Here is a 14,533-nt window from a genome sequence, read left to right as displayed (position 1 = left end):
GCGAAAGCGGCGTACCCGCCAAGGCTAGCTTTTGACGTCGACGACAGTGTAGGTATCGGCGCCGTCTTCGGCTCGCCGACCGGCTCGCCGACCGGGCCGCCGACTGGGCCCCGACCACTTGACACCCGTCAAGTTTGCCGGCGGTACAGTCTGCGCATGCAGATCCGCGAGTATCTCGGCGCCGGCAAGCCCGCCGTCATCCTCTACCCGTCCGGCACGGTCGTCACGTTCGACGACCTGGAAGCGCGCGCGAATCGGCTGGCCCACCGGTTCCGCAAGGCGGGTCTGCGCGAGGGCGACACGGTCGCCATCCTGATGGAGAACAACGAGCACATTCACGTGGTGATGTGGGCGGCCCGCCGCAGCGGCCTGTACTACGTGCCGATCAACACCCATCTGACCGCCGCCGAGGCCGCCTACATCGTCGACAACAGCTCGGCCAGGGCGATCGTCGGTTCGGCGGCGTTGCGCGACACCTGCGCGCGGCTCGGCGAGCACCTGCCCGGCGGTCTGCCGGATCTGCTGCTGATGGCCGACGGCGACCTCGACGGCTGGGAGCGCTACCCGGAATGCGTTGCCGGCGAACCCGATACGCCCATCGACGACGAGCTCGAGGGCGACCTGCTGCAGTACTCGTCGGGAACCACGGGACGGCCCAAGGGCATCAAACGCGAACTGCCGCATGTCCATCCGGCCGAAGCCCCAGGCATGATGTCGGCGCTGGTCGGCTTCTGGATGACGCCCGAGTCGATCTACCTCAGCCCGGCTCCGCTGTACCACACCGCGCCGTCGGTGTGGTCGATGAGCGCGCAGGCCGGCGGCATCACCACGGTGGTGATGGAGAAATTCGACGCCGAGGGCTGCCTGGACGCCATCCAGCGGCACCGGGTCACGCACGGCCAGTTCGTCCCGGCGATGTTCACCCGCATGCTGAAACTGCCTGAAGCCGTTCGTCATTCGTACGACCTGAGCAGCCTGCAGCGGGTGATGCACGCGGCGGCGCCCTGCCCGGTGGAGATCAAGAAGCAGATGATCGACTGGTGGGGCCCGATCATCGACGAGTATTACGCCTCCTCGGAGGCCATCGGCTCGACGCTGATCAGCGCGGAGGAGTGGCTGGCCCATCCCGGTTCGGTGGGCAAACCGATGGCCTGCGAGATCCACATCCTCGACGAGAACGGCAACGAGCTGCCACCGGGGCAGGCGGGCGAGATCTATTTCAGCGGAGGGTATTCCTTCGAATACCTCAACGACGAGGCCAAGACCGCCGCCTCCCGCGACAAGCACGGCTGGGTCACCGTCGGCGACGTCGGCTACGTCGACGAGGAGGGCTACCTGTACCTGACCGACCGGCGCCACCACATGATCATCTCCGGCGGGGTGAACATCTATCCGCAAGAAGCGGAGAACCTTCTGGTCACCCACCCCAAGGTGCTGGACGCCGCGGTGTTCGGGGTGCCCGACGACGAGATGGGCCAGCGGGTGATGGCGGCCGTGCAGACCGTCGATCCCGGCGACGCCACCGACGAATTCGGCGCCGAGCTGCTGTCGTGGCTGCGGGATCGGTTGGCGCACTACAAGTGTCCGCGAGCGATCGCATTCGAGGAGCAGCTGCCACGCACCGACACCGGCAAGCTCTTCAAGAACGGGCTGATCGAGAAGTATTCGGTGTGACCGATGCTGCGGGTGGTCGACCTCTCCAGCGCGCCGCAGGACGGCCCCGCCTCACCACCGGGCGTGATCGTCGCCGTCGGATCGGCTGACCAGATCGCCAGGTCCGAATTCTGGCTCGAGGCAGCGACTTTCACCCTCACCGAAGACGCCTGCACGGACCGTCGCGCCGTCACCGTCGATTCGGTGTCCACGTCGCTGGACGAGCTGACGGCACGCTGCCGGCGGTGGCCGCACGCCAGCGCGATCTGCGACGACGTGTTGCGCGCGGTGGATCCCGCGGGGCCGGCGGCGCGAGGGCTGCTGACTGAGTCGCTGGCGTATTCGACGCTGCAGGCCGGCCCGGAGTTCGCGCGCTGGCTCGACGAGCGCGGGCCGGCCCGCATGCCCGAGATCACCGACCCGGTGCTCGCCCGGCGCGACGGCGACGTGCTGCGGATCGCGTTCAACCGCCCGCAACGGCACAACGCGTTCTCCACCGATGCGCGCGCCGCGCTGCTGGAGGCGCTGGCGGTCGCCCAGCTCGACCCGTCGGTGACCGGAATCGTGTTGAGCGGCAACGGCCCGTCCTTTTGCAGCGGTGGGGATCTCGCCGAATTCGGCACCTTCGCCGATCCGGCCAGCGCGCACCTGGCGCGCACCCGGCACAGCCCCGCGCTGGTGCTCGACGCGCTGACCGCCCGGTTCGGCCGGGCGTGCCGCGCCGAGGTGCACGGCCGGGTGCTGGGCAGCGGACTGGAGATGGCGGCGTTCTGCGGGTGGGTCAGCGCCCGCGACGACGCGGTGTTCGGGCTGCCCGAGTTGGCGCTGGGGCTGATCCCCGGCGCGGGCGGCACCGTCAGCATCACCCGGCGGATCGGGCGTTGGCGCACGGCGTATCTCGTGCTGTCGGGCCGCACGGTCGGCGCCGCGACCGCGTTGTCCTGGGGGCTGGTGGACGAGGTGGAAGCGGCAACGGCCTCGTCGTAATCCGTTGTGTCACTGTGGCTTGGAGTGGCCACAGGGCGGCGGTTTTTGTCGGTCCCGTTCCTACACTTACGCGAGGACGACGACCCCGTTTGACGTCAGAAGCCCGAATAGGTGGTGGTGGTCGTCGACGGCAGGTGCGAGACCACGAAAACCCCGGCGACGACGTAGATGAGCACGAAGATCACGGCGGCGACGGCGCCCACGATGGCACCGATGATGGCCCACTTCTTGGCGTTGTTGGCCGCCTCCTGCGCCTCGGCGTAGCGGCCCTGCGCCCACAGCCCGGAGACCTTGGTGGAGTAGACGATCGACACGATCCCCAACGGCAGGCAGCACAGCACGGTGCACAGGATCGCCCAGACCAGATAGTTCTCCGGCTCCGGCGCGACCTGCCAGCCGGGCTGGGGCGGGGGCCAGGACCCGGGCTGCTGGCCCGGCCAGCCGCCCGGCTGCGGCGCCTGCCAGGCCGGCGGCGGCTGGCCCTGCCACGGCGGTTGCTGGCCTTGGCCTTCCGGCTGCTGCCATTCCGGTTGCTGGCCTTGCCATTCCGGCGAACCTCCGGGCGGCGCGGGGGGATTAGTCATGGCTGCTGCCTTTCCCTTCGGTTCAGAAGTCAGGCAAATATACTCCCAAACTTTGCGGGTCGGCCCCGATTGCGCCGTCAGATCCCGCCGCGGGTCACCAGTTGCCGGGCAATCACGTTGCGCTGGATTTCGTTGGTGCCCTCGCCGACGATCATCAGGGGCGCGTCACGAAAATACCGTTCGACGTCGTATTCCTGTGAATAGCCGTAGCCGCCGTGAATGCGCACGGCGTTCAGCGCGATCTCCATGGCGACCTCGGAGGCGAACAGTTTCGCCATCCCGGCTTCCATGTCGCAGCGTTCGCCGCTGTCGTAACGCTCGGCGGCATAGCGGGTGAGCTGGCGGGCCGCGGTGAGCTTGGTCGCCATGTCGGCCAGATAATTGCCGACCGACTGATGCTGCCAGATCGGCTGCCCGAAACTCTCCCGCTGCTGGGCATAGGCCAGCGCATCCTCGAGCGCCGCGGTGGCCACCCCCAGCGCGCGGGCGGCCACCTGGATGCGGCCCGTCTCCAGACCCTTCATCATCTGCGAAAAACCCTGGCCCGCAACACCGCCCAGCACCGCCGTCGCAGGCGCCCGGAAATTGTCGAAGGACAGCTCGCAGGACTCGACGCCCTTGTAGCCCAGCTTGGGCAGGTCCCGCGACACCGTCAGGCCGGGCCCGTGCTCGACGAGCAGGATCGAGATGCCCTTGTGCCGCGGCGTCGCCTTCGGGTCGGTCTTGCACAGCAGGGCGATCAGGCCGGAACGGCGGGCGTTGCTGATCCAGGTCTTGGCCCCGTTGATCACCAGGCCGTCGGAGTCGGGGTCGGGCAGCGCGGTGGTCGACATGTTCTGCAGGTCCGAGCCGCCGCCGGGCTCGGTCAACGCCATGGTGGCCCGGATTTCGCCGCTGGCCATCCGCGGCAGGTAGGCCCGCTTCTGGTCCTCGGTGCCGAACAGCGTTAGCAGCTTGGCCACCACGGTGTGCCCGCCCATCGCCCCGGCCAGGCTCATCCAGCCGCGCGCCAGCTCCTCGGTGACCCGCACGTAGCACGGCATGGACACCGGCGAACCACCGTATTCCTCGGGCACCGCCAGCCCGTAGGTCCCGATCCGCTTCATCTGCTCGATCCACGCCTCGGGATAGGCATCGGCGTGCTCCACCTCGCGCACGGTCGGTTTGACCTCGCGGTCGATGAACGCCCGCACCGTGGCGACCAGCATGTCCTCTTCGTCATTCACCTGTGCCCACCTCACCGATTCGCGCCGAACGTCGACTTGCCGGGCGAAAACCCGCGAATTGGCGCCCACAAGTCGACGTTGGGGTCCGATCCGGATTGACCCTCGATTCCACAGCCTGCCAGCATGTGGCGTTGTGACCAGTGACGGGTATGCGCGAATTCGCGAGGGTGGACCGTACTTCGACGACCTCTCGGTGGGGCAGGTGTTCGACTGGGCGCCGTCGGTGACGTTGTCGTCCGGGTTGGCCGCCGCCCATCAGGCGATCCTGGGCGACCGGCTGCGCCTGGCGCTGGACGCCGATCTGTGCGCGGCGGTGACCGGCCTGCCCGCGCCGCTGGCCCACCCGGGGCTGGTGTGCGACGTGGCGATCGGGCAGTCGACGCTGGTGACCCAGCGGGTCAAGGCCAATCTGTTCTATCGCGGGCTGGTGTTCCACCGCTTCCCGGTCATCGGCGATTCCCTCTACACGCGCACCGAAGTGGTTGGGCTGCGCGCCAATTCACCCAACCCGGGCCGGGCCCCCACCGGGATGGCGGCGCTGCGGATGATCACCATCGACCAGGCCGACCAGTTGGTGCTCGACTTCTACCGGTGCGGAATGCTGCCCGCCAGCCCGGAATTCACGCCCGAGGCTGGTTCGGTGCCGCACGACGACCTGTCCGGCATCGGCGCCGACGTGCCCGGCCCGGCGCACGATCCCACCGCGCAATGGGACGGCGAGGTCTTCCGCACCGAGGTGCCCGGCCCGCACTTCGACCCCGCCCTGGCGGGTTCGGTGCTGCACAGCACCGGCGACGTCGTCAGCAGCGCACCCGAACTGGCCCGGCTGACGCTGAACATCGCTGCCACACATCATGATTCACGCGTCGGCGGCCGGCGCCTGGTGTACGGCGGGCACACCATCGGATTGGCGCTGGCGCAGGCCGCCCGGCTGCTGCCCAACCTGGTGACGGTGCTGGGCTGGCGGTCCTGCGATCACACCGGGCCGGTGCACGAGGGCGACACCCTCTACAGCGAACTGCACATCGAATCCGCCCGGCCCACCGAACACGGGGGCGTGCTCGGGCTGCGGTCGCTGGTGTACGCGGTCAGCGACACACCGGACGAGCCGGACCGCGCCGTGCTCGACTGGCGGTTCGACGCGCTGCAGTTTTGAGCCGCACGCCCGCGAGCACCGCCATGAGCACGGCCGCGAGCACGGCCCCGAGCACAATGGGTGACGTGAGCGCGGCCGCGACCGACTGGGGAGGTAGCGGGCTGGCCTATCTGACCGGCCTGCCCGACGGCCCCGCCGACTTCTCCCGCGCCCCCGTGCTGTCCCGGGCGCACCAGGTGGCGGCGGCCATCGGGGCCCGGCTGCGCGTCGACGCCGACGCGGCGGTCCTGCTGAGCGGGCGGGCCGCCCTGCTCGGGCTGCGGCGCGCCGGTCAGGTGTCGCCCGGCGGGGCCACCCGGCTGCTGGCGGCCCGCGACGGCCACTGCGCGCTCACCCTGTCCCGCGCCGACGACCTGGCCGCCGTCCCGGCGCTGCTGCAGGTCGACGACGTGGCCGGCGACCCGTGGCCGGCGCTGCGGTGCTGGGCCGCCGGCCGGGCCACCGCCGAAATCGTCGAGCGGGCGGCGCTGCTGGACATCCCCGCGGCGGCGCTGGGCGAGGCGCGCCCGGCCGCCGAACACATCCAGCCGACCGCACCGGGCGGCGCGCCGCGTTCGCCGCGCGGCCTGCTGGTCGCCGACCTGTCCTCGATGTGGGCCGGCCCGCTGTGCGGGCAGCTGCTGGCCCGTGCCGGGGCCACCGTCGTCAAGGTGGAAAGCCCACGCCGCCCCGACGGCACCCGGGCCGGGAACCGGGCCTTCTTCGACTGGATGAATCACGGAAAGCTCTGCTACGGAATCGATTTCGACCGCGACACCGACCAATTGCGTGAGCTGCTCACCGTCAGCGACATCGTGATCGAGGGTTCCCGGCCGGCGGCGTTGCGACGTCGCGGGCTCGGACCGGCCGACATCGCGCCTCGGCCCGGGCGAATTTGGCTGCAAATAACCGCTTTTGACGACGATCGGCCGGGCTTCGGCGATGACGCCGCGGTGGGCGGCGGCCTGGTGGGCACCAGCGCCGCGGGGCCGGTGTTCTGCGGCGACGCCATCGCCGACCCGCTGACCGGGCTGCAGGCGGCCCTGGCGGTGGCCGAATCGCTGGGCCGCGGCGGCGGCGAACTCATCCGGCTGTCCATGGCCGGTGTCGCCGCCGGCTACGCCGCGCTGGGCACCGAGCCGCCGATGTCGGATGCGCCGGTGTCACCGCCGGCGCCCCCGCCGCCGTCGGGGCCGGCCTCCGCACTGGGCGCCGACAATGCCGCCGTGCGTCACCTGGTCAGCCAAAGACGTTGCCTGTCATGCTGATTCAGCGGGCCACCCTGCTGGACGGGACGGCGGCCGACATCCGGGTGGGCGCACGGATCGAGGAGGTGGCGCCCGCGGATGACGGCCTGGCGGCCAGGGCGGGGGAGGGGGTGCTCTACGCCGGCGGCGGCACCGTGCTGCCCGGGCTGCACGACCACCACGTGCACCTGCGCTCGGCGGCCTCGGCGCTGGATTCGTTCTTCGTCGGGCCGCCCGGCGTCAGCACCCGCGCCGAGCTCACCCGGCTGCTGGCCAACGCCACGCCCGGAGCCGACGGGTGGATTCGCGCCGTGGGCTATCACGATTCGGTCGCCGGGGCACTCGACCGGACCGCGCTGGATGCCATCGTGCGCGACGTCCCGGTCCGCATCCAGCACCGCAGCGGCGCGCTGTGGATCCTCAATTCCGAGGCGCTGGGCCGGATCGGGCTGGCCGAACACCCGGACGGGCGGCTGCGCAGCGCCGACCGCGGCTGGTCGCAGGCGCTGGCGCACCGGGAGACCGACCTGGCCGAGCTCAGCCGCCGGATCACCGCGACCGGCGTCACCGGTGTCACCGACGCCACCCCCGACCTGGACGACGACGACCGGGCCGCGCTGGTCGCCGCCCACGCGCGCGGCGAATTCCGGCCCCGGCCCAGCTTCCTCTCGCCGGGCAAGAAGATCCTGCACGACGACCGCCTCGACCTCGACGGCCTCGCGGAATGGGTTGCCGGACAGCACGACACGGGCCAGCCGGTCGCCGTGCACTGCGTCACCGCCGCCCAGCTGGTGGTGGCCATCGCCGCCCTGCGGGCGGCCGGCATCCACCCGCGGGACCGCATCGAACATGCCGCCGTGGTGCCCGACGACAACCTGGCCGATCTGGCCGAACTCGGGGTGACCGTGGTGACCCAGCCCAATTTCGTCGCCGAGCGCGGTGATCAGTACCTGGCCGAGGTACCCGCCGACGAGCACGACCAGTTGTGGCGCCTCGCTTCGCTGCGCGACGCGCGGGTGCCCGTCGCGCTGTCCACCGACATGCCGTTCGGCCACGGCGACCCGTGGACGGCGATGCGCGCCGCCGTGCACCGCACCACGCCCAGCGGCGTCGTGCTGGGCGCCCGCGAATGTGTCTCGGCGCGAACGGCTTTGACGATGTTTTTGGGCCGGGCCGACCAGCCGGACCGGGTGCGCAGCGTGCAGCCCGGCGAGCCGGGCGACCTGTGTGTGCTCAACGAGCCGCCGCACACCGCGCTGGCCGAACTGGACGCCGGCATGGTGGCCGCCACCATCATCGGCGGTGAGCTCGTCTACTTCGCGATGTGACCTCAGCCGGCCGGCGTCAGCGCGGCCCGCAGGCTGTTGCACTGGCTGTCGAAAAACCGCTGCGACACTTGAACTTTCGGCAAAATCAGGTCGAAGCCGTGGAAGGCGCCGGGGATGGTCTCCACCTGGCAGGGCACCCCGGCTGCCCGCAGCCGTTCGGCGTAGGCGAGGTCCTCGTCGTGGAACAGGTCATGGGTGCCCACCCCGATCCAGGCCGGCGGCAGTCCGCTGAGGTCGTCCCGCCGGGCGGGCACCGCGACGTGCGGGTCGGCGTCGCCGAGGTAGGCCGCCCAGCCGAACCTGTTGCTGCGGTTGTCCCACAGCCGATAGTTCGGGCTGGGCGCGGTGTCCGAGCTGCGGTCGTCGAGCATGGGATAGGTCAGCAGCTGGAATGCGGGGCTCACCTCGGCGCGGTCGCGGGCCAGCAGCGCCAGCGCCGCGGCCAGGCCGCCGCCGGCGCTGGCCCCGCCGATGGCGATGCGGTAGCGGTCCACCGACGGCAGACCGGCCAGCCAGGTCAGCGCCGTATAGCAGTCCTCCAGCGGCACCGGATACCGATGTTCGGGCGCCAGGCGGTAGTCCACCGATGCGACCGTGATGCCCAGCCGTCGGCTGAACCGGCTGCACAGCTGGTCGTCCTGCTGGGCGGTGCCCAGCACGTAGCCGCCGCCGTGGATCCACAGCAGCGCGGGCGTCGTCTCCGCGGCGCCGGCGGGCCGGAACAGGCGGACCCCCACCCCGGAACCGAGCGTGATCACCTCGACGTCGCGGACCGGCTTGCCCAGCCGCCCGCGCCAGGCAAGCGCCACCCGCATCAGCGGCAGCGTTCGCGGGCCGACCAGTCGTCGCGGCGCGAACCGGGCAAATCGTTGCAGGTCAGGATGAACATCGTTGTTCGGCACCGGATCAGTATCACCGACGGCCACCAGCGGGGCACCGCTATAGGGCGAGGCGATCCGCGAACCGGCCCTCCCGGCGCCGGGGTGATCGCCGGCCGCACCGCGCCGTGAGCGTGTCGCGCAGCGAAATCCGCTCCGCACAGCGAACCGCCGAATCGGTTTCAACAGCGTCGATACCGCGCACAGCGATCCCGCCGGGCAAAGCCCCGCGGCGCCCGCCCGCGGGTGTGGGCAATCGCCCGTTTCGCGGACCGGGACGGGGGTACAGTTCCGGCCATGGCGCCGGGCATGACTCCCTACCTGAAGTGGCTGCTGCGGGCCCGCCCCGCCGACTATGCGCTGGCCGTGAGCCTGGCCGGGGCGTCGCTGCCGGTGGTCGGCAGGCACCTCGAGCCGCTGGCCGGCCTGACGGCCATGGGCATGTGGGGCGCCCGGCACGCACCCGAGGTGATCTCGGCGGCCACCCGGGACATGTTCGCCCCGGGTGGCGGCGACGCGCGGCGCCGGGACCGGGAGAGCACGCAGCAGGTCTCCCTGGCGGCGTTGCGCGGGCTGGTATCGGCCGCCGAGCTGGAGAGCCAGTGGCCGGTGGCCCAGCGCACCCCGCCGATCTGGGACGGCGTGCGCCGGCACCGCCACCTGTATCGGCGCGCCGTCCACTATGGCCACCACCCGGCCCAGGTGCTCGACGTGTGGCGGCGCAAGGACCTGCCCGCGCAGCCCGCGCCGGTGCTGATCTTCGTGCCCGGCGGCGCCTGGGTGCACGGCAAGTCCATGGGCCAGGGCTCGGCGCTCATGTCGCGGCTGGCCGAACAGGGCTGGGTGTGCCTGGCGATCGACTACCGGGTGGCCCCGCACCACCGCTGGCCGCGTCACATCGTCGACGTCAAAACCGCCATCGCCTGGGCGCGGGCCAACGTCGACAAGTTCGGCGGCGACCGCAATTTCGTTGCGATAGCGGGATGTTCGGCCGGCGGCCACCTGAGCGCGCTGGCCGGGCTGACTCCCGACGACCCGCAGTACCGGGGCATGCTGCCCGAGGGCGCCGACACCTCGGTGGACGCGGTCGTCGGGATCTACGGTCGCTACGACTGGGAGGACCGCTCGACGCCGGAGCGGGTCCGGTTCGTCGATTTTCTGGAGCGGGTGGTGGTCAGGAAGTCGATCGCCCGTCATCCCGAGGTGTTCCGCGACGCCTCGCCGATCGCCCGGGTGCACCGAAATGCGCCGCCGTTCTTGGTGATTCACGGCAGCAAGGACAGCGTCATCCCGGTCGAGCAGGCCCGCAGCTTCGTCGAGCGGCTCAGGGCGGTGTCGCATTCGACGGTGGGCTACCTGGAGTTGCCCGGGGCGGGCCACGGATACGACCTCATCGACGGCGAGCGGGCCGGTGCGGCGGCACACGTGTGCTCGCTGTTCCTCGATCAGGTTCATCGCAGCAAGACGCGGATCGGGGCAAAAGAGGTCATCTAAGCTGCCTGCGCTGAGTATGGTCCCTCTATGGGTAAGGGGCAGCGGTGAAGAGGCTTAGCGGCTGGGACTCGGTACTGCTGTACAGCGAAGCGCCGAACGTGCACATGCACACCATCAAGGCCGCCGTCATCGAACTGGACGCCGATCGGCGCTCCCTGGACGTCGCCGCGTTCCGGCAAGTCATCGCCGGCCGGCTGAACAAGCTCGATCCGTTCTGCTACCAGCTCGTCGAGGTCCCGTTCAGCTTCCACCACCCGATGTGGCGGGAGAACTGCGAGATCGACCTCGACTACCACATCCGCCCGTGGCGGGTGTCCCCGCCCGGCGGCCGACGCGAACTGGATGAGGCCATCGGGCAGATCGCCAGCACGCCGCTGGACCGCAGCCGCCCGCTGTGGGAGATGTATTTCGTGGAAGGCTTGGCCAACAACAGGATTGCGGTGGTCGGCAAAATCCATCACGCCCTCGCCGACGGTGTCGCCTCGGCCAATCTGCTGGCCCGCGGCATGGACCTGCAGCCCGGGCCGGAGGCCGGGCCGTATGTCTGCGATCCGCCCCCGACCACCCGCCAGCTGATGGTGTCGGCGTTCGCCGATCACCTGCGCCACGTCGGGCGGCTGCCGCACACCATCCGCTACACCGCCCAGGGTTTGGGCCGGGTGCGGCGCAGCGCGCGCAAGCTGTCCCCGGAACTGACCCGGCCGTTCGAGCCGCCGCCGACGTTCATGAACCACAAGCTCACCCCGGAGCGCCGGTTCGCCACCGCCACCCTGGCGCTGGCCGACGTCAAGGAGACCGGCAAGCGGCTCGGCGCGACGATCAACGACATGGTGTTGGCGATGTCGACGGGGGCGTTGCGCACCTTGCTGCTGCGCTACGACGGACAGGCCCAGCCGCTGCTGGCGTCGGTGCCCGTGAGCTTCGACTTCTCCCCGGAGCGGATCTCCGGCAACCGCTTCACCGGCATGCTGGTGGCACTGCCCGTCGACCACGACGACCCGCTGGAGCGGGTCGCCGCCTGCCACCAAAACGCCATCTCCGCCAAGGAAAGTCACCAGTTGATGGGCCCCGAGTTGGTCAGCCGGTGGGCGGCCTACATGCCGCCCGCACCCACCCGGGCCTTCTTCCAGTGGGCGTCCGCCCGCGACGGGCACAACAAGATCCTCAACCTGAACATCTCCAACGTCCCCGGGCCGCGGGAACGCGGCCGGGTGGGCGGGGCGCTGGTCACCGAGATCTACTCGGTGGGTCCGCTGACCGCCGGCAGCGGCCTCAACATCACCGTGTGGAGCTACGTCGATCAGCTCAACATCTCGGTGCTCACCGACGGGGCCACCTGCAAGGACCCGCACGAGGTGACCGAAGCCATGGTCCAGGACTTCATCGAAATACGAAGGGCCGCAGGGTTTTCCGAAGACCTCACGGTCGTCGAGGCGGCGATGGCACCGGCCTGACCGGTCCGCTCCGACCGCCGTTCAGCTCCGGCGGTAACCGGAATCTCGGGGTACGTCAACGCCGTTCCGGCCGACCGTTACCATCGGTCCGACGGTCGCAGTTGGTGCGCCACCGATACCCGAAGGAGCTGTGCGGCACGTGAGCACTGGGAACGAAGAAGCCGGCGAACCCGAGGTCCTGGTCGAACAACGGGATCGGATCCTCATCATCACGATCAACCGGCCGAAGGCCAAGAACGCGGTCAACGCCGCGGTGGCCAACGGACTGGCCGCCGCCGTCGACCGGCTGGATAGCGAGCCCGGTCTGTCGGTCGGCGTCCTGACCGGGGCCGGCGGCTCCTTTTGCGCGGGTATGGATCTGAAGGCCTTCGCCCGCGGCGAGCTGCCCATCGTCGAGGGCCGCGGCATGGGTTTCACCGAACGCCCGCCGGCCAAGCCGCTGATCGCGGCGGTCGAGGGTTACGCGCTGGCCGGCGGCACCGAGCTGGCGCTGGCCACCGACCTGATCGTCGCCTCCAAGGACGCGGCCTTCGGCATTCCGGAGGTCAAGCGCGGCCTGGTCGCCGGGGGCGGCGGGCTGCTGCGGCTGCCGCAGCGCATCCCGTCCGCGATCGCCATGGAGCTGGCGCTGACCGGTGACAACCTCAGCGCCGAGCGGGCGCACGCGCTCGGCATGGTCAACGTGCTGGCCGAGCCCGGCAGCGCGCTGGACGAGGCGATCGCGCTGGCCGAGAAGATCGCGGCGAACGGGCCGCTGGCGGTGGCCGCCACCAAGCGGATCATCGTCGAGTCCCGCGGCTGGAGCCCGGAGACCATGTTCGCCGAGCAGAACAAGCTGCTGGCCCCCGTGTTCTCCTCCAACGACGCCAAGGAAGGCGCCATCGCGTTCGCGGAGAAGCGGCCCCCCAAGTGGACGGGCACCTGATCGGTCCCGGGCGGTGATCTAAGCTACAGTCGGACATGACACTTTTGGCCGGCTTTGTAACGTGCTGACACCGCAGGAAGACCGAGGATGAGCATTTCGCTGCTGCTCGAGATGGCCGCGTCGAGCAACGCCGAGCGCACGGCGGTGGTCTCGCAAGACGTGCGGCTGACCACCCAAGAGCTCAGCGATCTCGCCGACGGCGGGGCGGCGGTGGTGGCCGGTTCGAACGCCAAGCACCTGGTGTACGTGGGCACCGGCGGCGTGCTGCTGCCGGTGCTGATCTTCACCGCGGCGCGCGCCGGGGTGGCTTTCACGCCGATCAACTACCGGCTCTCCGCCGAGGGCATCCGGGCGCTGATCGAGCGGCTGCCCGAGCCGTTGGTGGTGGTCGACGCCCGCTACCGCGACATGGTCGGGGAGGCGCCGGGCGGGGTCATGGACTCCGACGACTTCCTGGCCGCCGCCCGCGCCGCCGAGCCCGCCGCGGACGCGTTCGCCGACCCGGACTCCGTCGCGATCGTGCTGTTCACCTCGGGCACCACCTCGCAGCCCAAGGCCGTCGAGCTCTCGCACAACAACCTGACCAGCTACATCACCGGGACCGTCGAATTCGGGGCGGCCGACGAAACCGACGCCGCGCTGATCTGCGTCCCGCCGTACCACATCGCCGGGGTCAGCGCCGCGCTGTCGAATCTGTATGCCGGCCGCAAGATGGTGTACCTGCCGAATTTCGATGCGCGGGAATGGGTTCGGCTGATCAACGCCGAGAACGTGACGACCGCGACGGTAGTGCCCACCATGCTCGACCGCATCGTCACGGTGCTGGAGAACGGCGACCCGGACACCGGGGCGCCGATCGAGCTGCCGTCGCTGCGCAACCTGGCCTACGGCGGCTCCAAGGTCGGCCTGCCGCTGGTGCGCCGGGCGCTGGAGCTGCTGCCTCACGTCGGCTTCGTCAACGCCTACGGCCTCACCGAGACCAGCTCGACCATCGCGGTGCTGACCCCCGACGACCACCGCGCGGCGCTGGCGGCGACCACTCCCGAGGCCGCGCGACGGCTCGGATCGGTGGGGCAGGCGGTGGCCGGCATCGAGCTGCAGATCCGCGACGAAGCCGGAAATGTGTTGCCGCCCGGGGAAACCGGGGAACTGTTCGTGCGCGGCGAGCAGGTCTCGGGCCGCTACACCGGGATCGGCTCGGTGCTCGACGAGGACGGCTGGTTCCCGACGCGCGACATCGCCATGCTCGACGACGAGGGCTATCTGTTCATCGGCGGGCGCAGCGACGACACCATCATCCGCGGCGGGGAGAACATCGCGCCCGCCGAGCTGGAGGAGGTCCTGGTCGAGCATCCCCACGTGCGCGACGTCGCGGTGGTCGGCGTCGAGGACCCGCAGTGGGGCCAGGCCATCGTCGCGGTGGTGGTGCCGGCGGCCGGTGTCGAACCCGATCCCGAGGAATTGCGCGAGTTCGTCCGCAAGAGTTTGCGCGGTTCGCGCACGCCCGACGAGGTAGTGTTTCGCGACGAGCTGCCCACCACCGCCACCGGCAAGGTGTTGCGGCGGGAGATCATCGCGACCCTAGCCGGATTGCGCGCCGCACCGGCCCAGCAGTAAGCGAT

The 14,533-nt window shown here is 70.5% G+C and carries 12 protein-coding genes; 9 read left to right on the top strand and 3 right to left on the bottom strand.

Annotated features, from left to right (window positions below; translation table 11 throughout):
* Positions 1 to 156: 156 nt before the first annotated feature.
* Together fadD4 and H7I87_RS25240 are read left to right on the top strand one after the other, a co-directional pair.
* Positions 157 to 1,674 carry a fatty-acid--CoA ligase FadD4 gene (gene fadD4, locus H7I87_RS25245; protein WP_011726355.1) on the top strand — a complete coding sequence of 506 codons (1,518 nt, stop codon included), beginning with the start codon at positions 157 to 159 and terminating at the stop codon, positions 1,672 to 1,674.
* A gap of 3 nt (positions 1,675 to 1,677) precedes the next feature.
* Complete coding sequence (locus H7I87_RS25240) at positions 1,678 to 2,640, top strand: enoyl-CoA hydratase/isomerase family protein (protein ID WP_009979672.1); 963 nt, start codon at positions 1,678 to 1,680, stop codon at positions 2,638 to 2,640.
* Positions 2,641 to 2,735: 95 nt separating this feature from the next.
* Here H7I87_RS25240 and H7I87_RS25235 read toward each other — a convergent pair whose 3' ends face one another.
* Both H7I87_RS25235 and H7I87_RS25230 read right to left on the bottom strand, forming a co-directional pair.
* Positions 2,736 to 3,224 carry a CD225/dispanin family protein gene (locus tag H7I87_RS25235; protein WP_033717437.1) on the bottom strand — a complete coding sequence of 163 codons (489 nt, stop codon included), beginning with the start codon at positions 3,222 to 3,224 and terminating at the stop codon, positions 2,736 to 2,738.
* Positions 3,225 to 3,301: 77 nt separating this feature from the next.
* A complete protein-coding gene (locus H7I87_RS25230) occupies positions 3,302 to 4,450 on the bottom strand; it encodes an acyl-CoA dehydrogenase family protein (protein WP_224111009.1) in 1,149 nt (382 codons plus the stop codon).
* Positions 4,451 to 4,583: 133 nt separating this feature from the next.
* Between H7I87_RS25230 and H7I87_RS25225 the strand changes: the two genes are divergently transcribed.
* The 3 genes from H7I87_RS25225 to H7I87_RS25215 are packed head-to-tail and all read left to right on the top strand — an operon-like array spanning position 4,584 to position 8,160.
* A complete protein-coding gene (locus H7I87_RS25225) occupies positions 4,584 to 5,606 on the top strand; it encodes a MaoC family dehydratase (protein ID WP_023860772.1) in 1,023 nt (340 codons plus the stop codon).
* 56 nt (positions 5,607 to 5,662) lie between these two features.
* A complete protein-coding gene (locus H7I87_RS25220) occupies positions 5,663 to 6,853 on the top strand; it encodes a CoA transferase (protein ID WP_033727394.1) in 1,191 nt (396 codons plus the stop codon).
* On the top strand, positions 6,847 to 8,160 hold the full coding sequence (locus H7I87_RS25215; RefSeq protein ID WP_033727393.1) for an amidohydrolase family protein: 1,314 nt from the start codon (positions 6,847 to 6,849) through the stop codon (positions 8,158 to 8,160). Before H7I87_RS25220 ends, H7I87_RS25215 begins: the two co-directional genes overlap by 7 nt.
* 2 nt (positions 8,161 to 8,162) lie before the next feature.
* On the opposite strand, the gene H7I87_RS25210 is transcribed toward H7I87_RS25215, so the two are convergent.
* Entirely contained in the window at positions 8,163 to 9,062 is a 900-nt protein-coding gene (locus H7I87_RS25210; protein WP_031347585.1) for an alpha/beta hydrolase, read from the bottom strand.
* A 273-nt stretch (positions 9,063 to 9,335) separates the two neighbouring features.
* On the opposite strand from H7I87_RS25210, the gene H7I87_RS25205 reads away from it, so the two are divergent.
* The 4 genes from H7I87_RS25205 to H7I87_RS25190 all read left to right on the top strand — a co-directional run bounded on the left by H7I87_RS25205 (position 9,336) and on the right by H7I87_RS25190 (position 14,528).
* Positions 9,336 to 10,532 carry an alpha/beta hydrolase gene (locus H7I87_RS25205; RefSeq protein ID WP_003874080.1) on the top strand — a complete coding sequence of 399 codons (1,197 nt, stop codon included), beginning with the start codon at positions 9,336 to 9,338 and terminating at the stop codon, positions 10,530 to 10,532.
* 44 nt (positions 10,533 to 10,576) lie between these two features.
* Positions 10,577 to 11,986: a WS/DGAT/MGAT family O-acyltransferase gene (locus H7I87_RS25200; protein WP_011726348.1), complete on the top strand. Its 1,410-nt coding sequence runs from the start codon at positions 10,577 to 10,579 to the stop codon at positions 11,984 to 11,986.
* Positions 11,987 to 12,125: 139 nt separating this feature from the next.
* Entirely contained in the window at positions 12,126 to 12,911 is a 786-nt protein-coding gene (locus H7I87_RS25195) for a crotonase/enoyl-CoA hydratase family protein (protein ID WP_024637113.1), read from the top strand.
* Between the two features lie 87 nt (positions 12,912 to 12,998).
* Complete coding sequence (locus tag H7I87_RS25190; RefSeq protein ID WP_009979659.1) at positions 12,999 to 14,528, top strand: class I adenylate-forming enzyme family protein; 1,530 nt, start codon at positions 12,999 to 13,001, stop codon at positions 14,526 to 14,528.
* Positions 14,529 to 14,533: the final 5 nt, after the last annotated feature.

It is taken from the genome of Mycobacterium timonense, assembly GCF_025821985.1.
Lineage (GTDB): Bacteria > Actinomycetota > Actinomycetes > Mycobacteriales > Mycobacteriaceae > Mycobacterium > Mycobacterium avium.
Note: the sequence above shows the minus strand (reverse complement) of the source record. Positions and strands in the feature narration are given on the sequence as shown.